The following is a 22025-nucleotide window of genomic DNA, read 5'->3' as shown; positions in this document are numbered from 1 at the left end:
GCGTGGCAATATTTGTCCGTGTCGCAACATCCCACAGCTTGATTGTGCGATCCCCTGCCCCAGAAGCGAGGATGGCCCCATCAGGTGAAAATGACACGGAATTGACTCTCCTATGTCCTTCAAGGGTAGCAATGAGATTGCGCTGAGTCGAAATATCAAATAGCTCAAAACGCGTATTGCCAGCATTCCCAAAAGAATCAACAGCCTCGACATAAATCCGATGCTCGAAAGGATCAGAAAGACTCGTGCTACTATCAGATGGAATAACGCCATCATAATCAAATTCAACAATGGCATCTCTTTCACCTGCCAATCCACGACACGACTTCACTTCATAAGATCCAGTAGCAGAGTGTGGGGGGATTGTTGTAATAAATAAGATCACTTGATGCAGCCCATCCGAATCGCTGACTTTGAGTTGGATAGAAACGCTCTTTGAGCCAGCTGGATATCCAGTCTGCGAAACGAGTTCGATAGTTGGTGGCTGCGCCTCTTCAGTTGGTATAGCGGGATCGAAATAGGGATGCACGGACAAAAATTCCGCATGGCACGCAGATAATTGATACCGTCCTTCGCGACCATACGACATAATGTACGTATCATCATTGAAATCGTGACGCAAATCAAAAGTGTGTCCGAGTTCATGGGCCGCCGTTGTCCAGTGAAATCCGATAGGCACGAAGCAAATGCCACCATTTTTCCCCATCAATCTTGCACTACCGGCCGCCTGCCCAATTCGATTCGTACTATTGTCAACAACGATAAAATAAATATTCTGTCTGGCATCAAACGCTTGTCCAATCTCGTCAAACAAAGTGTCAAATGTATCGTCGAGATAGTGACTATCGGGGTGTTGACCATCCACGCGATGGACCAATGGATCGCCCTGTGCATCGGTTTCAAAGCGAAAGGTCTTACGACCATAGCCGTGTGCCTCCATCTGATCAGCATAGAAGGTCTGAATCTGGCGAATTGTCACTTTCATTGAATCAACCACTGCTTGCTGAAACGGGCGGTCATTCGGCAAAAAGTAGATCATTCGCACAGTGCGCGGTTCGCCCACATTTAATGCTTGCTTTGCGGCAGCATACAGGCTATCGCGTGCCCGCATGTCTTCGTATGGAGAAGAAGCATAGCTGACAGACGAAAAGCATCCGCAGATGAACGCAGATAGACACAGATAAAAGACAAAAGGCGAAAAAAGACAGCGAATGAACGGTGTACAACTGCGATAGCAGTTCATTTGAACTGTCCCACCGCGCAAGCGCACCACTTGCCTGGCCTTCAGACGGATGACTCTAAGAGCGAGAGACATACATTTGTTCCTGATTGGGAGAGAACAAAACCACTGGATCGCTGCTCAAACATGCCCCTTAGTGCTTTTATACGGGGACCATGCCGCGATGAAGGGGCGCTGTTGGTAGAGGGATTTTTTACCGTGAATCCCCCGGTCGCCAGCGGTGTTTCTCAACACCGTCCATATCGAGTTCTATGCCCCAGCCCGGTCCCTGTGGCAACAATATATACCCGGCTTCAATTCTCAGCGGCTCAGTGATAATCTCATCGCGCCAATCAATACCCGTGACCAGTTCCATAGGCGCAGCATTGGGTATAGACGCCATCAAATGCGTTGCCGCGGCAATGCCCACCGGCCCCTTGGTATTGTGCGGCGAAATAGGAACGTGGTACGTATCGGCAATCGCGGCGATCTTTCGTACCTCCGTAATCCCCCCGGCATACATCAAATCCGGCTGGGCAATATCGACGCCATCCAGATCCAACAACTGGCGGAACTGGCTCCTCGTATTGAGCCGCTCCGACCCCATCACCGGAATATTAATAGCGTGTCGCACCTTGGGATAAGCACTTAAATCGTCTGGCGGCACCGGATCCTCAAACGCGTACAGACCAAAAGGCTCCAATACTCGTGCCAGACGAATACAACCGGACACAGTCAAACGCCCGTGACAATCGATAAACAGCTTGACATCGGGACCCACTGCCTGGCGCACTGCCTCAAAACGGGCGGCTGTTTGTCTGGGATCGCCCGTCTCGACATACGGATCAAATTGATCATCACTATCGCTACCCATACCGCCTTTAAGTGCCCGAAAACCGAGTTCCACCAGCCGTTGCGCGTGCGCCGCAGCCGCCTCTGGCGTACTCCCGCCAAAATGCGTGTACACCTCGACCCGATCGCGGAACACACCACCCAATAACTCCACAACCGGCATACCCGCCACCTTGCCCTTTATATCCCACAAAGCCTGATCAATACCCGACAGCGCACTCATCCACACTGGCCCGCTCATGCGCCAGATACCACTGAGAGAAGATTGCCGAAACAAATAGTACCACAGATACTCAATCCGTGCAGGATCGCAACCGATGAGTTCTTGTTTCATATGCTCAACCGCCGCACAGACCACGGGTTCCTTATTCGAATACGTGGCTTCACCCAAACCCATAAGCCCCTCATCGGTATGGACCCGAACAATCGTCCACTTGCGGCCAGGAGAATTAATCATAATAGTATCTATATCGACGATCTTCATACCGCGATCCAACCCCAAAAAATCATTCCAATTGACCTTTATGTCCCGCCTCAATCGCTTCGCACAACCTCATCGTCTTGATCGCATCCTCAAGCGTGCTCCACGGCTGCGTATCGTTTTTTATGCACGCCACGAAATGTCGGGTCTCGTTGAAGTCGGGACCGCCGACCGATTCCAGATCCAGCTCGTCCTCGAACGGCTCTCCGTCAGCATAAATCTCACACCTGGGGCCACTCGTGAGATCCACATACGCGCTGAAGTCTTCCGCATGCGCTTCAAACCGCTGAATGCGGTATCCAACAGCGTAGTGGCTCATCATCACGCCCCGGCAGCCGCTTTCGAACTTGATCACGGCATTGTGGCGCATCTCGGCAGGGTGGGAAGGCGCAGACCACGCCTCTGAGTAAACCTCGACAGCGTCACCTGCCAGCCATCGCAACAGATCCACATGGTGGATCGCGTCCAATCGGATAAGATGTCCGACATCCCGGACCTTGTCCCCAATATGCGGCTTGTTGTACGTCGCCGCCACATGAACGGGTCCACCTCGATCTTGCAGCAGGGCCCGAATCGCCAGCACTTCTGGAATGTACCGCCGGTTTACCGAAACAATCGCCCTGGCGCTGGATCGCCGTTCTGCCTCCATCATCCGTCGGGTCTGATCCGAACTGATGCCCGGCGGCTTCTCGACCGAGGTATGCAGCCCGGCCTCCAGACAGTCGATCACAATGTCGGGCAGTGGTCCCGGAAAGGTCACAACATAGACCACGTCTAATTGCACCTTCTCGATCATCTCCCGGTAATCCGTAAAAAGGGACGTCACGCCGTGCGTTTCTCGCGTGTGCGCCAATCTTTCTGGATCCAGGTCTGCAACCGCAACCAACGCCATTTCCGGCTCGTCATGGATCATCCTGAAGTGGCTCTGTGCGTGACCCCCCGCACCGATAATCCCCACTCTTAGCTCTGACATCGTTGTACCCCCTCTTTCAAATACAGTGAGACCCAAACTCGCGGTACTCGCGCACGGGCAACTCGTGATACTCGCGCACCAGCTGTTCCAGGCGCTCACAGGCCAGTTCAAAAATACGCGCACCCTTTTCCGCACTCGCAGCAAACGCATCGCCCATAATACCCGTATCCTTTTTCGTATCCCGCCTCCGCTCGGCAAACTCCGCAAACGACAACTCATCGCCAAACGGCCTTGTCCCTGTCACATCGCTATCAATACGGTTCTTATCAACCAGATGTTCGCGCAAGTGAAGCTGCACAGCCGTCTCCCACTCCCCGGCGTGTCCCACGCCTTCATTTGTCGCACTCCATTCCCTCAACTCCTTATCCACCATATCCCACCAGCTAAATGACAGCGTAAAAATATTCTCCTCTGCCACCTGCCATGAAACAGCGCGACAGGGCGCGGCATTGCCCCCGTGTCCATTCACGGAAATAATCCGCTTGAACCCATTGGCATAAATACTGCGAAAAATATCTGCCAGCAAATTCTGAAACGTCTCCAAGCGCAAATTAATCGTACCGGGAAATCCCATATTATAATGCGTAAACCCCGACCACACCGGCGGCGCGACAATCACGGGAAAATCATCCACGCGCTGCGCCACAGCCACCGCCATATAGAACGGCGCCGAAATATCCACATCCATCGGACAATGCGGCCCGTGCTGCTCCACAGATCCCACCGGCACAATCACCACGGGATCGCGCTCCAAAGCATCCTCAAACTCGTGCCGCCACATCTCCTGCCACATCACCTTCTTATTACTACCATCATAAGAAGCTCTATACATAACTGAATCCTCCCAGAAACTCACCCCATCGCAAACCGCAAACAGAAATCTTGCGATAGTTCTTTCGGTGTAAAAATCACGCGCGTGACCACCTCATCTGTGCGCCCTTCTTTTGACTCCTCTTCAAACCGCTTGACCGAAAACACACCCGGTGTATCCACCGCAGAAAGTATAATACCCTCGCCTTCGGGACCAACCTGAACCGAATCCCCGTCAACTTGCACATCCTCAAATGTAATAAACCCCTCCTCAAGCGTCTGCGGCACACCGTCAAACACATAGCGATCTTCCATCGTCAGAACATTCCCATCCAGCACAAAAGTGCGCGTCAGACTCTTCACCGTACCTTCGGGATACGCGTGTGTCATATCTATCACCGCGCGTTTTTCGCCCTCACCATTCAAATTCTCTACCTCCAGCGTACCGAAATACTCCCCGCCGGGCTGCTGCAACTGCCCGTCGATCACGGGCACAGAATGACCCAGCGCATTGCAAAACAGAATATCGTAGCGATCGGGACCAAAGGTCTTCTGGCTATAAACAGGACCCGCGGGATCCGTCAACCAGAGCGCATCCCCGCGATGCACAATAAAACTGCCGATATCGTTGTGATTGTGCGGCACTCCATTATTACCCGCCAGACACATCAGCGTCAACTGCCCTTTCCCGGGCGTCCCCCGCAACTTCGCCTGTCCCAAATCGGACAAAACATAATCCCGATCAACCGCCTCTACCTCCACCTCAAATCCGGAATACATCGCCATGCTGTGCATATCTCGCACCTTCAAAGTATTATCCGAATGCTTGTCGCACAGGGCGTATAGTTCGGGCATATCAAAAAACGCATTGACAATCATCGCAGACCGCGCACCCGTATATCCGTGGCTCGAATCCGCAAACGTCGAGCGCAACGCACCCTGAATATGCGCCGCGAGCGGATACTGGCATATCCGATGAATCTTGCCCGTCTCATCCACCATCAAATTCAATTCCCCATTGGTCTTCAAATACAGAGCATAGGCCACGTACAAAAAATGCCCAAAGCCGTATTCCCAATACCCCGGCCCCTCTTCGCACCCGCCATCATCTGTAAAGCCATCCAGCGCATACGTCAAATTCACAATCGCCGCGTGGGTCATATGAGCCAGCACATCGGGATCCTGGATCTGATACAGCGCGGCGCGAATAATCTCGCCATTGCAAACGTGATTCCAATTCATCCGCACGGTCTTCCAAAAATCCAGATGCCTATAATTCCAGAACGGCTCAAAAATATGCTCCTCAATCTTCCGCGAAACGCGCGCTACCACTTCTTCTTCGAGTTGACCACCCAGAACATGCAAAATTTCTGCAAACGCAGCACCCAATCCCGCCGACCCCAAATCAATAGCCCGACCTTCGTGAGCAGCCATCACCCACGTGTGATCATCGCAATACGCCCAGAGCAAATCCTGCAAATAATCCACATCGGCATTGGGATGTCCCAGCCACAAAGCCATCGCTGCCCGCTCCAACTCACGCCTGCGGTTACCCGCTACAGTCTGTGGCAAAATGCGATCCCCAACCCGCTGATAATTGCGAAAAGCCGACCGCTTCAACACGGGAATCTCCCGGCTCCCATCCAAATTCTCGCTCAAATCATCCCACATCCCATTCTTCTTCGCCAACCCCCTCGCCCGCTCTACCGCCTCTACATCCTTGAGATACGGCGCGGGTGATTGATCTGCATTTCGCTCGTAAATCTCCGCCAGATCGGACATCGCAACATCCCTCAGCAACATCTTCACCATATTTCACCTCTCAAAAAATAACACAGCCTACCCAAATCGATCCACTTTCAGTGCAGACAGATCAATAGAAGGCACTTCATCGGAAACCAATTCTGCCACCAACTTCCCAGTAACAGGCCCCAGAGAAATGCCGATCATAGCATGACCGGCAGCGACAATCACATTCTCAAACCCGGGAGCGCGACCGAGAAATGGCACACCATCGGGCGTACAGGGCCGCAAACCGCACCAGATTTCTATCATATCGAGATAATCGGGATTCAAATCGGGAAAATAGTCCGGCACAGCCCTGAGAATAGCCTGCACGCGCCGCTGATTGATCGAAAAATCAAGCCCCGCCAATTCGAGCGTACCCGCAAACCGCAGCATATCACCCATAGGCGTAATACCGACCTTTGCTTCCCCCAGAGAAAATGGCGTTGTCGGACAAACATCAGGTCGCTTAAAAGTAATACTATATCCCTTGGCAGGTTGAATGGGCAAATTGATATGAAGATCCTTAGCAATCACAGGCGACCACGACCCGCCTGCCAAAATAACGTGCTCCGCCTGGAAATCACCCCGATTCGTCTTCACAGCAACCACGCGACCACGCGAAATTTCAAACCCCAGAACCTCTGTCTCCCTATGGATGCGAACGCCCTTTCCACCGACATACTCCGCCAGCTCACGCACAAAGCGGTGCGGAACGAGATGGGCATCCTCAGGAAAAAATATCCCCCCAAGCGTCCGTATCCGAATACCCGGATTTAATGCCACCATCTCATCGGCATTGAGAACCCGTGTCTCAACCCCCATTTCCGACAAAAAACGTGCGTCTTTAACCGCCTTTGCCAAACCCTTCTCGGTTCTATACGCCGTGATCGTCCCCCTCTTCTCAAACCCAAAATCCATTCCTTCGAGCGATGCCATATCTTCAAACAACGCCACACTCGCCATATTCATCGCCCGAATAACAGGCGTTGCACTCGCAACATGCTTCTCATTACATGCACGGCGAAAATGCCACAACCAGGAAATCAAATCCCGGTCCAAACGCGGCTTAATATAAAACGGACTCTCTGGATTCAACATCCACTTCAGACTTTGAGACACCACTCCTGGAGCGGACAGAGGTATGCTGTGACTCGGCACAACAAGCCCCCCATTTCCATACGAACACCCCGAACAAATATCGCCTTTATCAACCAGCGCGACATCTCTACCCGCAGCACTTAAATAATAAGCCGAGCAAACACCGATTGCCCCACCGCCAACAATCAATATCTCTGCCTGTTCACTCATCTGTATAGACCTCAACCCGCGCGATGGTCCAAAACGACCGCTTTGAGCTGATCCACAATCTCCCCATAGGCGGGATCTTCCACACAATTATTCAACTCGCCCGGATCTCTTGCCAGATCGTACAACTCACAGGGCGTCTCCGTTGGAACATGCAACGTAAAGCGATAGTCCTCATTCCGCACCCCGGTCCAATCCTCAATCGTCGAAAACACGTAATCATACCCCCCAGAACCGCGTTCCAACATCGGCAATAGTGATTGCCCGCGGGCACCTTCGGGCGGTGCCACCTGCCCAATCTCTGCAATTGTCGAAACCACATCAATCAACTGCGTGAGATCGCTACAAACCCCTCTGCTCTTGCGATCCGGCGGACTGACAATCAGCGGAACCTGAACCGAACCCTCGTAAAAACAGTGCTTTGCCCACAAATGGTGTTCGCCGAGCATCTCGCCGTGGTCTGCGCTGTAAATAATCCACGTATTGTCCAGTTCCCCCAACTTATCCAGCGTATCAATCACCTCGCCAATCTTCTGATCGACCAGAGAAACAGCACCCAGATAATGCCTGATGCCTTCGCGCACAAAATCATCCGTCATAGTCTGAACCTGAGAATGCCCCTTGAGCCGTTTGACCTTTTCTGCCCAAACCTCATTCGTGGCACTCGGCATCGTCATATCCGGCAATTCGATATCCGCATCTGCATAATAAGCCGCCCAAATCGGATCATCCATCAGCGGAACATGCGGCTGCACAAAACCCAGATGGAGATAAAACGGCTTCTCAGAATCGCGCGACTGCAACCAATCCATCGCGTGATCGGCAATAAAACTGGACAACTCGCATTCTTGCGGCAACACACTCGTCTCGCCCCGCCAGTGCGTGGGCGTAAGCCTGTAAATCCCCTGGATCTGTTCCTGATGCGCCTCCAGGAGACCCCGCGCCTCGAGAAAATCCATATACGGACTTTTCACATGGCTCTGAACGTGTCCATACCGGTCGTATTCCTCCATTACATAATCCCACCCAAAATCCTTCACAAAATCCCCAAACTGCCGCGTATCGAAACGCTCTCCGCGCGCTCCCGCCTCCTGAGAGCCGGGCCGCCCGTGATAGTGCGTCTTGCCAATTGACGCCGTCTCATACCCCCCGCCCTGCAACTGCTTCATAATCGTCGGCCATGCGGGCTTAAAAGGACTATCATCAACCGTATCCCCTCGATCAGCCGTAACATTAGACGTAAACCCCAACTCATGCGTATATCGCCCCGTAATCATCGTAGCCCTGCACGGCATACAAACCGGACACTGCGTCCACGCCCGCTCAAAACGCATGCCCCAATCCGTTAGTCGATCCAGATTCGGCGTCTGAACCAGCGGATGTCCGGCACAGCCGAGCACATCGTGGCGATGTTGGTCGCTAAAAATGAACAGAATATTGGGCTTCTTTGCCATCGACCTTCCTCCCTCACACAGGCATCTGCCTGCCCGAAATTGCACGACCAATTCTCGCCTGATCTTCTCCGCCGCCAGAGAGAATCCTGACGCCCCAATCCATCAAAAACCGGATATTCTCTTCCGCACTCTTCGAAGAATCCTTCCACGAACACAAAAAATGAATCCCATTCTCATCACACGCACCCTTCACAATACTTCGCGCCTCCTCCATAACCGGCGGATACGGTGGATCGTGAGCATCGGCAAAACCGTAGGACATGCCCATATCCCCCGGTCCCCACTCCGCGAATGCCAGACCCGGTACCTTGCATATATACTCGGCATTCGCAACACACTCCCTATCCTCAATTTTAAGCCCCAGCATCAACTCGCCATCTGGATTCAGCGGCCACGGATCCGCTACCTGCGTGTACTCCGGTCCTTTAAGCCCCCAGATACCCGCAGCATATCCCTGTCCCCCCGCCCCGCGCTGTCCCTGCACCAATCCGCGATCCAGTCCGGCCGTCTGGAAGGGATACCTGCACTCCTCGACAAACGCCCTCACCGCATCGGCCTGCCGCGCATGAGTATGCAAAATACCGTGTACCCCCGAACTCAAAACATGCCTGATCTGCCATGCATTGGCGCGAACCTCCTGCACCGTACGACAATTAGACGGCAGCGTCGCAAACACAGTTGGCGTGCGATGCCCCGAATTTGTGGGACCGCCATCCACCAGCCCTTGCATAAACGCGCGGAGACCAACCACATCAAACGGACTGTGCTCGTAATCCACCATCAAAAAATCCGCCCACGTCTTTGCCTGCTTCTTCCCATTCTCATACGTAAGGGGGCCAGCACCCGTATAATAGAGATACTCGCCCTGCTCGAGAAGCTCGATACATCTGTTAATCCGTTTCTTTTCCATTATTCCCTCCTATCGATTTCTCTCAAAAATCATGCACGACGTGACCGTGCCCATAAAAAAAGAGATGATCAATCAAAGTCGAAAAAAACACCGCAAAAGCATAGCCCACCATCAAACCAATAAAAAATGGCTGCCCCCTGCGGTACATTGCAACGCCTCCAAACTTCAGAATAAGCGACTTATAAACCCACACCATAAAAACCGGAAACACCAGACGACGCGCCATATACATACCTTGCAGCGCCAGACCAACAGCGGGCAAAGGCCACCAGATAAAATTGTACCGCAAAAAAGTCAACAACAACACAATCGCCATCCCAGACCCGGCAAACGTGAGCCTGTCCCAATCCGGCGGTTGGGGATTTCTGATCCACGTCACGGCTTTCTGATAATTATTCCGAACGCCCGCCACCCTCGTCAACCCCCCCAGATTATATCCGCCGTGCCGATAGGCAGTATAAACCGTATCGCCGATGGATACGAAAAACCCCAACACCAATGCAATTGCAATCGCACCGATCAAGCGATTCCGCCGAAACTTCAACCCACTCGTCAGCTTCAGTGCCTGTGCCAGAGGCGGACCGAGAAACCCGCGCGTCGTGGCAAAAAGCGCATAGATAAACCCCTGACTCACCATAGAAGGCGCTGAAATCGCACGCGATCCCAAAATATAAATAGGCGCAAAATTCAGCGCCGTATCCGAGATATTCGCATAGGGCAACCCCATCTCAGCCACAATCCGGGACAGTCCGATATAAGCTGCCACAGCAAAAAACATATACAGCACCAGCACCTTCAATTCCATACCCGCCAGATGCAACCATCCACCCACAAAAAGAAGCCCAATTCCCAGACCAAACACCGCCGTGCGATAAGACAACACCTCCCGCGAGTCATCCACCTCAGCATCACCCTTAAATGCCTTCCGAAACACCGCCTTCAAATGACCCCGCGACATCCACAAACTCACCAGCACAATCATCACAAACGCGCCAAAACTCTGAGACCGAACCGCCTCCAGCCCCCCTTGCCCAACAGAAGACCCCACGCCAAGACGGTCAAACACAGACATCTCTATACCCGTCAAAACAAAAAACACCCAAAAACTGAACAGAGCCTCCACACGCGCAAAATAGGCAAAACCAATAATATAAATACTGATCTGCACCCAAAACGTCGGCGCGCCATCCATCCAGCGCAACCAACTGGCGGCATTTGGCGTTGTGGGCAAACGCGGTATCAAAGGATAAAAAAACGTCACAATATTCCACAAAACAGCTATAGCACCTAAGAAACAGCCAATCTTAAACCCCCGCTGCCGAACCATATGCGCCATACCCTCCGCATCATCTGACCCGGCAGCCATCTTAATGCTCACATTCATCAGTGGATATTCCAACCGCTCATTTTCCACCCACTGCTTCCGCAAAATCACCATAATACACAACGTCAGCCAACCAATTGCAAAAATCAACGACCCCCACCAGAAAATCGGCACCACCCACGCACCCCACGGAATCGGTTGATGCGGTGCAAGCCCCTCGTAAAACAGCGTAGCCGCTCCATCCTCATTGTGCAAAACAATCCACCTGGGAATATGCTCGTGCAAAAGCTCCCGCCAGCCATTCTCCGGCGTATCCAGATAAAAGGGCGCCGCAATCACCGTAGGCAAAAAACTCGCCAGACCAAAAAATGGGAAAAACGCCCCAATCAATCCCATACCGAGCGCAACCTGCAACTCAGCCTGAGAAAGAGCCCACCTGCTCTTTGCCCGATCAAACGCGATATTTGCCAACACCAGAACCACATACACAAAAAACAGCCCCATCGGCAGATAGGACTTATTCATACGAGAAGCCAGATGCAACATGCCCCATGTGATATAGGCATCAGATAGCAGAATGACCACAATACCCACCAAAATAGACTTCAGCGTAACAGCTTCTCTTACAAACCGGGTGGGTTCAACAGATGGATGTCTTTCTTGTGCCATAGTAATCAATTCTTATTCAGACAATCGGCGAGGATTGAAAGGATCTCCGCAACAGCGTCGCGCCTGCGCCAATCAGACATGGACTGACGCAACACATCGCTTTGATCGCACAAATCGCGAATCGCTTTGCAAAGCACATCCGGCGTAAGCCCCTCTTCTGAAAGCACGAGACTATAACCGGCATTTCGAAAAGCCTCGGCATTCTCGATTTGATCTCCGCGACTGGCTTGCATGGAAAGGGGAATCAAAAGCGCGGGTTTTTGAAGCGAGAGAAATTCAAAGAGCGCGGTAGCACCTGCGCGAGAAACAATAAAACCGGCCGCCGCAAAAAGATGAGGCAAGTCATCCGCGACATATTCAAACTGCGCGTAGCCTTCGGTCTGTTCAAGAGCCGGGTCGAGATTGCTCTGCCCGCACAAATGACAAATCTGGTAATCGACAAGCAACTCGGGGAGAGCAGCGCGAACTGCCGCGTTAATCGCACGCGACCCCAGACTCCCCCCCATAATGAGAATAACGGGTTTCCCAGACGCAAACGCGCACAAATCCCGCCCTCTCTGGGCATCTCCATCTCCCAGCTCTGTCCGAACCGGGATACCCGTATGAACCGCCTTCTCAGCAGGCAAATATCTGGCTGTCTCCGCAAAAGCGTAACAAATACGCCGGGCAAATGGAAGAGCGAGCTTATTGGCCAAACCCGGCGTGAGATCCGACTCGTGACACACCACGGGAATACCCAGCAACCACGCAGCCCAGATAATAGGCGGCGTGACAAATCCCCCCTTACTAAAAACAATATCGGGTCTAATACGGGCGAGAAGCAACAGCGACTTGAGAAACCCAAACTTGATGCGGGCGAGATCGGTAAAATTTTGCCAATCCAGATAGCGTCGGAGCTTGCCTGCGGGAACTGCGTAATAAGGAATGTCCTCCCGTGCGATCAATTCTCTCTCAATACCGTCCCGCGTACCGACATAATGCACATCATATCCCGCATCGCGCAAAGCGGGCAACAGCGCAATATTGGGCGTAACATGCCCGGCAGTACCACCGCCAATGAGGACAATAGTAGGCAAAAAAAACTCCTGTACAAAATAAAAAACAACGACAATATAGTAGAAAAAAACCTTAAATCATGTGAAAAATGGTCCGTCACCTTATTGCAAAAACTCCGATTATGGACTATATTTGGCTTGAGCAATAGGTGAACAAAAAAACTCCTTCAAGCCATAGGATCGCGATATGAGCACTTTGACCGATATTGAAACGCTAATTGTCCGCTCGGATGATATACGAGGAGGACGACCTCGCATTGCGGGGACGGGGGTAACTGTTCGACGTATTGTGGGATGGTACCAAATGGGATTAACACCGGATGAAATCACGGACCGTTTGGAACATCTAACCCTGGCTCAAGTGCAGGCGGCATTGGCCTATTTTCATGCCAATCAATCTGAAATAGAAGCCGATATCGCGTCTGAAGAAGCAGAAGCTCGGCAATTTGAACAGACCCTGAAGTTGTGAATATTTGTTTTTATTTTGATGAGGATTCAATGGATAGGGCTTTGGTTCGGGCTTTAAGAGATCGGGATGTGGATATTATTACGGCACTTGAGGCCGACATGATTGAACAGCCAGATGAAAAACATTTAAGCTTTGCGACAGCACAAGAAAGAGTGTTATATAGTTCCAATATCGGTGATTTTTGTCGTCTTCATAATGCCTGGCTTACTCAAAACCGATCCCATACCGGAATGGTTCTTTCTCTGCAGCAACACTACTCAGTAGGAGAACGAATGCGGTGTCTATTGAAGCTTGTTAGTCAATTAACCGCAGAAGACATGAAAAATCGCGTCGAATTTCTTAGCAGTTGGAGATAACAATTTTTTATATCTAAAAATCCGCACGCATCTATCCAAACTCCCGAAGCTATGACATTATAGCTTCGGGAGTTTTTTTTATTGTTATTTTGAATCACGCAAAAATATCGGCCATGGCATTTGGCTCGTGCCACTGGCGTTGTTCTTCGATCCACTTGTGCGGCTTAAACGCCCTGGCAACATCTTCTATAGCAGTTCCGAGAATATTGATATTGTTGAGATCGGTCACACCAATGCCGAGTTGATTGGCATAATAGAGCAACCCCTGCTTCGCGGGTTCAAAACCCATAACACTGGTCATAACCGCATCCACAGCAAAAACATCTACACTCGCCGCGGCAACGCCCAGATCAACCGAATCCGTCCCCCCGGGACCATTGCCCTGCAAACCGACAGTACCATCGATCACGCCGATATCCGGTGCCAAATACTTGGCGAGCCGAATAAGATTGACATTGAGTCGTTTGGACTCATTGGGACGCAAGCGTTCTGGATGCGAGGGAAACCCGTGCATCTTAACGCGGTCTTCTTTGCGGATCGTTCCCATAATCATATTCTTGAGCGCGAGCGTAACAACCGTGACATCGTGGGTCTTAGCAACCGCCATTGAAATCGTGCAAGGACAATCCAGCACAGTTTTGGGCATATGTATAACGTATTCAGTGCGGTCATCGAGAAGAATCGGCACAGTCTCCCATCGGGTCTCGGAATTGAGATCAATGAGCCGAATGGGAACATCGTATTCTTCTATCAAAGCGTGATACCCAAAATTGTCAAAAGCCTCTCCCGGAATATCTTCGTTACCCCCCTCGGCAATGAGAATCTCATCCGGTGGATTGGGCGTGGTAAGCAAAAAATCAATGGCCCCTCGCATCGCATCGGGATGAGAAGACGCCAGTTGATTTTTAGACGAAAGAAAATTGGGTTTGAGCATCACCTGCTCGGCGAGCCTGGGAACCACGTCATCGCGGATGAGATCGAGAGCACCAAACACATTCTGGCGGTGATTTTCGCGGCGGGCAAGACCAACATTAATCCTGGACATAAGAAACTCCTTTTATTGATTGCTGAATCTATCTCTCCCATGGAAACGCAAAAGTGGGCGAATTGACATAGCGTTCTGTTTTAAGTGTAAGTCGCGCGCCACAGCCGGGACCAAGGCGAACGGACATCCACGATGCATCGAGATCAGATGTACTGCCATCGACCTCTGCAGCAATAATCTGGTGTTCGGCATAAGCACCGCCCTGTACAATGAGATCGCGGTATTCGGTCTGATTGACATTCACGAGTGATAACACAACACCATCCGCGCTCAGCGATTCGACGAGAGCCGCCACATCCGCCGGCAATCCAGGACGGCGATTCTCGGGATCAAAATAACGCACGCGACAATGCAGGGGTTCGCCGTGACGCGGTGCCAAACCACCCAGTTGGAGTTGGATAAGCGCATTCACAGTAGTTGCGGGATTGTACGGCAATGGATCGTCGGACAACCGGGTATCCGTAGAAGACGTATCATTGCGCACATTCTCCATCTTCCCGCGAATCGCGCTCAAAGCATTTCGCAAAGTACGCGCAGGATGATCGGGATTATCTCCTCGCAGATAGTCTATCCATGGATCTGCGGAAATGTACTCAAGATCGGCATCATCCATTGTCCAGTAATACACATCGAGCGCACCCTGATTAAAGGGCTGGGGGCTATAGCTATACCACCCATCATCCCCGTGCATATGCGGATATTGTATTTCCCCATCGACATCCTTGCTATTGCTATTCACCGCATTGATCATAGTGCGCCAGACAATGGGATATTTCTGGTCACCCGTCATAAGCAAAGCATTGCCAAACCCCGCAACACCGCGTGCTATGGAATTGCGGTTAGCCAGATCCCCCGTTTGCGGCACAACCACGGTAAATCCCCATCCGTAACAGCCGCCATACCATTTGCCATCACATGCACCGCCAATCGTACCGTCAAGACCGATATTGGACGGGATAATACCGTTATTCTCAGCCGCGCGACCTGCCCACGCATCCACGTATCCCAGCAACCATGAGCGGTATTTCTCCTCACCAGCCAGCGCAAAAGCATTGAGACCCAGCGTAGTCGCCGCCAGATTCAGGGGATGATCGCCAATCACATCGGTATAATCTTCAAAATGCATAAGCATCTCTTCAAAATTGCGCTCACCGTGGCGCGGCGCGGGAAACCGCCCCTCGACCTCAAAGGGATCCCCTGCCCAATCGAGACCCGTGGCTTTTCGCAACAAAGGTCCCCGACTGCCATTGAAAAGGCTACGGATTACTTTGTGCTCGGGATCGTAATTCTTCGCCTGGGGATCTTCATCCATATAAAAACCTGCGTAGCGACGCACGCGATGACCAAAAGTAACCTCATGCGGATCGGACAAACCCTGCAAATTAAAAATAGTGAGCGATTCCCCGTGGTGGAACCAGTCGAAACACGCGGGAAACTCCTTGTAATACATACCGTCACGCCCGATAGGCACAACCTCGGTCTTCGCCTCGGAATACTGTTCGATATGCCCTTCCCACGCCTGCTTGTAAAGATCGAGAATATGCGTTGGGCCACCCAGCGTATGCACCATCGAATACCCGGTAAGATTCTCTATCGCATCATCTGGCCCATCATTACCCCCCCACCGCGGAATGCACTTGAGATACCCCCGACTATCGAAATACCGATGATAAAAAACCTCGCACGCCGTAGCCTGCGCGCGCATCAGTTCGCGTTGCAAAAGTGCCCACTCAGGAGGGGCAACAGGTGACGTAATATGTAAAACAGACATAAGACACTCCTCATTTCTCCCACGCGAGAGAATAATCGCGTTCCTCAGGACGGGGATGTCCCCCTGGACCATATCCCGCGTTAGATTGCGACTCCTCGGTCAAAGAAATAAATGTAGGGGTTATCCCAGCATCTGTCACGTCAAAACGATAGAACCCCAACGTAGGATCGCCATCATCCCATCGGTCGGCCGCCTGAGGCATCGCTATACCTGCGCAGCGGTAAAAAGAAATACCCTCAACAACCTGGGGCGGACGGCGGCAGTGAATATGTCCACTCAGAACAATGGACACATCGGACTCTTTAAAAGCCTCAAAAATGCGCTGTCTGTGTGGCGGATCAATCGAAAAATACCAGTCTCTATATTCGTCCGCTTTTGTAATATCCCATTTGGGTTCGTCAAGCGTATCCATAAAAAGAGTATAGTGCATCGTCACGACGTGATGCGCCGCGCGGGGAAGAGACGGCAACTCACTTTCGAGCCAGTGCCACATACGCGTCTCATGTGGCAACCCCGAACCAGCCACAGCCGCATAAAATCCACTAAAGCGCACATTCTTGTGTACAAAACTCCAGGGAAAATCGCCGAAAAAGGGCACAAACCGATCCAGTTGCTCGGCGGTGACATTCAGGCGAATATCCTCGCGTCCGGTAGCACCATTTTTATCCGTATGCTTGTTGCACGTATCCATATTGCCCGGAATCGCATAATGCGGATAAGGCAAAGCATCGAGTTCTCGTTTGGCAACTTCGTACTCAAAATCGTGGAGCGCCCCATCCCGCGTGAGATCGCCACCCACGAGCATCAGATCGACATCGGTAATACCTTGAATCTGTCGGTAAGCCGTCTGCCAATTGTCCATATTTCGCTGATTGAACCGAAAGGACCGGGGCGAACCGGGCTGCATATCGCAGATATGGAGAAAAGACCAGGGTTCCATGGTGTCTCCTTTGGATAACTATTTGTAACGTTTCGCGTTCACGGATCAAAATTATGGACGGCTCTCCAGCCTTGTCAATGACTTTCACGCACGCGGTCGCAAACAGCTATTAATAGAAATGCCCCGGCATCAACTATGCCAGGGCATTCTTTTTGTACGATTGGTAAACCCCTTTGACTCAAATGTGTAAAATAGGCAGAAAATCACTCCTCATTTTGTTCCTCTTCTCGAATAGCTTCAAGTTCTGAAATTGTTTCGAGATCTTTGGGTCTGCCTGCTGCTCGCTTAACACGACGCCCAGCTTTTCTCAACTCCTGTGCAAAACGTTGAAGTTCCATCGCATTTTGCAACCGTTCCTCATGAGAAAGTTTGAGATTCTTGCGAATAAGTGTTCGATCGACGTCCTTTTTGTACAACTCTATAACAGGATCGAGTCCGCTCGAATGGTTCATCTTTTCCTCTTTTGTGGATTGTGACTCTTCCGGCAGCAAAATAAATGTAGGGATTATACCAGCATCTGTCACGTCAAAAGGTGATTCTAAAATTCAAGTTTTGAACAACGCCTCAAGCAGTTGCTCCGCACGGCGGTCTAGGTGTCTAGTCTGGAGGCATTTTAGGATATGTTAGATGAGTGATGCGATCTCCCAATCTTGTCCCTTAAACAGCATTCACAAAAGCAAAAGCCCGGCCTGTTCTAATCAAGTCGGGCTTTTGCTGTGGTACGAAACAATCAATGGTTCTTGGTTCTGAACGGAAACTTGGCCTCCGACCGTATCCTAGATTTAGGCCACAGTTCTCCGCCATCGCGCTTTCCGCTATTCTACTGAGACTTTGGTTCGTCCAGCGGCGCAAATGACTGGTGCTCTGAAATGCCTTTGGGTTGTGTCGATGGCGGAAGAATGAATGCCACTGCCTTGGCTGTCGTGTTGACGCGACCAAATAGATATATCGCTTGCCGCCTGTTCATCTGGAAGTCTACCGAGGTCGTGTGATGGAATGCGCCTATTGCTCGCAACGTCAGGTGCTTCTCGTTTTTGGGATTCCTGATTTCAACAACTCTTCCGGCGAATTCGCTTTCGAAGGCTACATAAACAGTACGTGATTGAGGCCGATTTCCGCTTGGGATTCCGACCTGGACTGGAGTTCCGATATACTGAAATGGAGGTTTGTATTGTCGAGCCCGATCACGAAGGTCTGCAATAAGGGGATTATCCTCAATTACGCGATTCAGGCGGTTCGTCCGCTGTTCCATACTCTCGTCGTTCCCTTGCGCCTGAGTGTCTGATAGCTCGTCACTCAGGCGTTCGGCCAAGCCGCGGTCTTTGTAGTGAAAGAAGTCCTTTTCCTTTTCTTTTTTTTGGATTGAGTCCGGGATTGCACTGACCTCAACCTTGTTGTTTTCGATCGGTGATTGAACAGAATTCTTGTCTCCGTCGTGGATCAGGAGTAATGTGAAACCCAATCCAATGGTAACTATTACGATAGCCAATCCGAGTCTGACATTATTCTTGACCTCAACCAAAAGACCCATTATTTCCTTTGTGTTAGCTAGCTCTTTATCCCTCTTTCCTTGGAGATAGTAGAAGCCCCAAGCTACCCCTATAGTGACAACAATTCCTATTATTATTCCCATTATTCCATTCATGCGAATACCTCCTATTGGTCAGGATTTGTCTTTAAAATAAGCGATTCTCTCCATCGTGTGCGTGACCGATCATGTAATCTCAATCAATAGTGGCAAACATTTCCCTCAATCTGCAGCGAAATGCCCATCAGGTCGGTCAGGATACCATCCTCAGCCTGATCATCCTTCCATCCTGATTCAGACAACTACATGCTTGGCATTGCGCTCACGCCAGTTTATCCCCAAGACAAAAACCGCACACACGAACCACGCAACTCGTCTCCCCTTTCCTCGTAGGCACAGGCGGAGCCTACATCGCAGCGGTAGGTGTACAACTGGCCGTTCCCCAAGCTAGTTCACCAAGTAACGAGACCGGGGGATAAGGCCCAAAACGTTAAAGCGTTAAAGAGAAAAGAGCTACTGAGCCTGTCTCAGAAGGCGAAACCCAACGAGGCGGGAGCCGCGACCGCCGGGCCACTCGCTGCTGCGACTCGCCGACCGCACATCCGAGTCGAAGCTGTCGAAGTTGCCGCCCCGGATAACGCGATTCGAACCTGACAACGGACCCTGCGGATCCACTGATGGAGAAGAACGATAATAATCACGATCATACCAATCCTGCACCCACTCCGATACATTACCATGCATGTCATACAATCCATAGGGGTTCGCTCGCTTTCGTCCTACTATATGACCAGACTCATAAAAAGACGACTCATTATACCACGCATAATGCTGCAATTGAGCCCAGGCATCTCCATGAGACCAGCGCGTCGTTGTCCCAGCCCGACACGCATACTCCCACTCTGCCTCTGTTGGCAAACGGTACAAATTTCTACTCAACGACGCATTCAAACGACTGATAAATTCCTGAGCATCCTCCCACGATACATACACGACAGGATAACTCGGCCAAGAACGCACATAATGATCTTGACGTCGCCAGGGACGCGTACCCATCACTAACTCCCACTGCTCCTGCGTTACCTCATACTTCCCCAAGTAGAATCCCTGACTGATTGTCACCTCATGCACTGGTCCTTCATCATCCCAAAGCCCCTCCAACGATCCCATATGAAATGTTCCCGGCTCTATCCATATCATCTCCAGCGATGCGCCCCCCGGCAGTGGAAAATAGTGTGTAGGTAACTCCAACCGCACCTCTCCTCTCACCTCCACCTCCACCTGCCTGTCCAACCTATTCGATTGGTCAAACACCCTTAGAGTCGCTGTCCGCAAGGTGTCCCTAACCGCAATCGGCCACACCTCTAACGAATTAACTATTTGTACCCTATCCCCAACCGCAATAGCCCACGCCACCGACGCATCAACCGGGTCTGGCTCGATCACGACGATATCGCTATTGCTTGACTCCCAGCTATACTGTGGAGTCTCGGCTCCCGGATACGTCACTGCCTGGAGGCGCACCGTATCGCCCCTGGTTATCTGCAGATCCTTGACCCCTTCAGGATCGGAATCGGAACACGGCGAATAGTTGACATATACACCCTGGCGCACCGAACAGAAATCCCTGCTGTAGAACTCTCCTTCAATCGTGGAATTGAGTTGATTTCCCTTCACGCTCAACTCCAGTTCATGAGCCCTATCTCCACGCTTAGGACTCAGGTACTTCAACCAGTAAAAGCTGTCCGCGAACGAAGCTATCCTACTTTGAATCTCGACAAACTGAGCCGTCAGTTGGGCAGATAATTTGCTTACGTCGGTGATTTGGAAAAACCCGGCGTTGCCAATTTCCTGTAGAACTTCCGGATCAATCTCGTTCCCCAGACCAATCGTATAAATATTCTTATCTCCCCGCGCCGAAAGTGCCTCTGACAGAGTATGAGATCCCTGCGTGTCGCTCCCGTCGGTCAGAATGATCATAACCCCCTGCTGTACGCCAGTTGTCGTAAAAGCATCCCACCACCGTGCACTTCCGGCGATAACACTACCGTACAGGTTGGTGGTCGCAAAACCCAAACGGATCCCCTGGATCGCCCTGATCAAGGCATCTACATCATTCGTAAAATTCTGCAAAAGCACCGGCTCCTCAGAAAATTCGTATAAGGCGATCTCTTGCTGATTGGTCATGTTTTTTACCAGAGTGATGGCTGCCTCTTTAATCTGCGCCAGATGCGGCTCTACGCTCGCGCTGGTGTCGAGCATCAGAACTGTCCTGACCGTATAACTCTGGGTAATGGCCTCCCGCTTGCGAACGTGCATCTTCGACTCGGTGGGGGACACTGGCTGACCGTTCTCGCGCACTTCAAAGTGGTTAGTGCTTAAAGAACTCACACCCCAGTTATCGGAATCAATTACCTGGAACAGAATATTGACAAAGCTGGGCAACTCGGTCTGGATCCGGTGTCCAATCAACTTAAACTGGAACTCCACGACTCTGAGAGTGATCGTCTCGGTATCCGTCCCACCTTTGCCGTCTTTTACTGTGAACGTCACCCGATGCGTTTCAGACTCGCTCGTCGGCGTCCAAAGGAAAGTAGTTCCCGACAGCGACGATCCCGCCGGATTACCGCTCACCGAGTAAGTCAAGTTATCTCCATCCGGATCCGAAGCGACCAACTCCAGGGTCAGGGTACCGCCTTTTGGCACACCCTGGTCGCCAATCCGCTGCAATACCGGTGCATCGTTGGGAACAGCACTTTGACCGAAAAACCCAAAGAACACCAAAAAGTCTGACACACCCACCTGTCCGTCACCATCCAGATCGTATTCTGCCTCATAATTCGGATCGCCCTGATTGGTCCCAAATCTGGCGACAAACAACAAGAAATCGCCAACCCCAACTACGCCATCGCCATCATAATCCACATCTGCTGCGGTTTGGGCATAAACAAAACCAATCCCCGCGAAAACAATTCCCATCGTTGCCAACAATCCAATAATAGATTTTCTCTTGAACTTCATTTTTACACCTCTCCTTACTTAAGTTGTGCGGTATAAAGAGGAAATACTATAAACC

Annotated in this window: 17 protein-coding genes and 1 pseudogene (1 of these 18 running past the window's edge); 2 read left to right on the top strand and 16 right to left on the bottom strand. The window is 51.3% G+C overall.

The features are described 5' to 3' along the window. The 10 genes and pseudogenes from F4Y39_02555 to F4Y39_02510 form a co-directional block, all read right to left on the bottom strand. A pseudogene (locus F4Y39_02555) lies at positions 1-1315 on the bottom strand (hypothetical protein) (it extends 374 nt beyond the left edge of the window). A 118-nt stretch (positions 1316-1433) separates the two neighbouring features. Continuing rightward, positions 1434-2555: a mandelate racemase/muconate lactonizing enzyme family protein gene (locus F4Y39_02550; protein ID MYC12589.1), complete on the bottom strand. Its 1122-nt coding sequence runs from the start codon at positions 2553-2555 to the stop codon at positions 1434-1436. Positions 2556-2577: 22 nt separating this feature from the next. Continuing rightward, positions 2578-3675 (bottom strand): Gfo/Idh/MocA family oxidoreductase, encoded by a 1098-nt coding sequence (locus tag F4Y39_02545; GenBank protein ID MYC12588.1) that lies wholly within the window; start codon positions 3673-3675, stop codon positions 2578-2580. Next, the gene (locus tag F4Y39_02540; protein MYC12587.1) at positions 3542-4357 is read right to left on the bottom strand and encodes a creatininase family protein; all 816 of its coding nucleotides are present in this window, start codon (positions 4355-4357) and stop codon (positions 3542-3544) included. The genes F4Y39_02545 and F4Y39_02540 overlap by 134 nt, the downstream gene beginning before the upstream one ends. A 20-nt stretch (positions 4358-4377) precedes the next feature. Next, a complete protein-coding gene (locus F4Y39_02535) occupies positions 4378-6147 on the bottom strand; it encodes a hypothetical protein (protein ID MYC12586.1) in 1770 nt (589 codons plus the stop codon). Between the two features lie 27 nt (positions 6148-6174). Continuing rightward, complete coding sequence (locus F4Y39_02530) at positions 6175-7431, bottom strand: FAD-dependent oxidoreductase (GenBank protein MYC12585.1); 1257 nt, start codon at positions 7429-7431, stop codon at positions 6175-6177. A gap of 11 nt (positions 7432-7442) precedes the next feature. Next, entirely contained in the window at positions 7443-8882 is a 1440-nt protein-coding gene (locus F4Y39_02525; GenBank protein MYC12584.1) for a sulfatase-like hydrolase/transferase, read from the bottom strand. Between the two features lie 13 nt (positions 8883-8895). After that, positions 8896-9792, bottom strand: a complete 897-nt coding sequence (locus F4Y39_02520; protein MYC12583.1) for a hypothetical protein — start codon at positions 9790-9792, stop codon at positions 8896-8898. 22 nt (positions 9793-9814) lie between these two features. Next, positions 9815-11785, bottom strand: coding sequence for a hypothetical protein (locus F4Y39_02515; GenBank protein ID MYC12582.1), 1971 nt, complete (start codon positions 11783-11785; stop codon positions 9815-9817). A 5-nt stretch (positions 11786-11790) separates the two neighbouring features. Next, positions 11791-12861 carry an undecaprenyldiphospho-muramoylpentapeptide beta-N-acetylglucosaminyltransferase gene (locus tag F4Y39_02510; GenBank protein ID MYC12581.1) on the bottom strand — a complete coding sequence of 357 codons (1071 nt, stop codon included), beginning with the start codon at positions 12859-12861 and terminating at the stop codon, positions 11791-11793. Between the two features lie 166 nt (positions 12862-13027). On the opposite strand from F4Y39_02510, the gene F4Y39_02505 reads away from it, so the two are divergent. Further along, entirely contained in the window at positions 13028-13309 is a 282-nt protein-coding gene (locus tag F4Y39_02505; protein ID MYC12580.1) for a DUF433 domain-containing protein, read from the top strand. Between the two features lie 29 nt (positions 13310-13338). Then, the gene (locus tag F4Y39_02500; GenBank protein MYC12579.1) at positions 13339-13665 is read left to right on the top strand and encodes a hypothetical protein; all 327 of its coding nucleotides are present in this window, start codon (positions 13339-13341) and stop codon (positions 13663-13665) included. 94 nt (positions 13666-13759) lie between these two features. Here F4Y39_02500 and F4Y39_02495 read toward each other — a convergent pair whose 3' ends face one another. The 6 genes from F4Y39_02495 to F4Y39_02470 form a co-directional block, all read right to left on the bottom strand. Further along, positions 13760-14710, bottom strand: a complete 951-nt coding sequence (locus F4Y39_02495) for a DUF362 domain-containing protein (GenBank protein ID MYC12578.1) — start codon at positions 14708-14710, stop codon at positions 13760-13762. A gap of 28 nt (positions 14711-14738) precedes the next feature. Beyond that, complete coding sequence (locus F4Y39_02490; GenBank protein ID MYC12577.1) at positions 14739-16481, bottom strand: hypothetical protein; 1743 nt, start codon at positions 16479-16481, stop codon at positions 14739-14741. A gap of 10 nt (positions 16482-16491) precedes the next feature. Continuing rightward, entirely contained in the window at positions 16492-17421 is a 930-nt protein-coding gene (locus F4Y39_02485) for a hypothetical protein (GenBank protein ID MYC12576.1), read from the bottom strand. Between the two features lie 203 nt (positions 17422-17624). After that, positions 17625-17945 (bottom strand): hypothetical protein, encoded by a 321-nt coding sequence (locus tag F4Y39_02480; GenBank protein ID MYC12575.1) that lies wholly within the window; start codon positions 17943-17945, stop codon positions 17625-17627. A gap of 296 nt (positions 17946-18241) precedes the next feature. Further along, complete coding sequence (locus F4Y39_02475) at positions 18242-19066, bottom strand: hypothetical protein (GenBank protein ID MYC12574.1); 825 nt, start codon at positions 19064-19066, stop codon at positions 18242-18244. A 396-nt stretch (positions 19067-19462) separates the two neighbouring features. Then, positions 19463-21970: an SUMF1/EgtB/PvdO family nonheme iron enzyme gene (locus tag F4Y39_02470; protein ID MYC12573.1), complete on the bottom strand. Its 2508-nt coding sequence runs from the start codon at positions 21968-21970 to the stop codon at positions 19463-19465. Positions 21971-22025 lie beyond the last annotated feature (55 nt).

It is taken from the genome of Gemmatimonadota bacterium, assembly GCA_009838845.1.
Classification (GTDB): Bacteria; Latescibacterota; UBA2968; order UBA2968; family UBA2968; genus VXRD01.
This window is presented reverse-complemented; position numbering and strand designations above follow the sequence as displayed.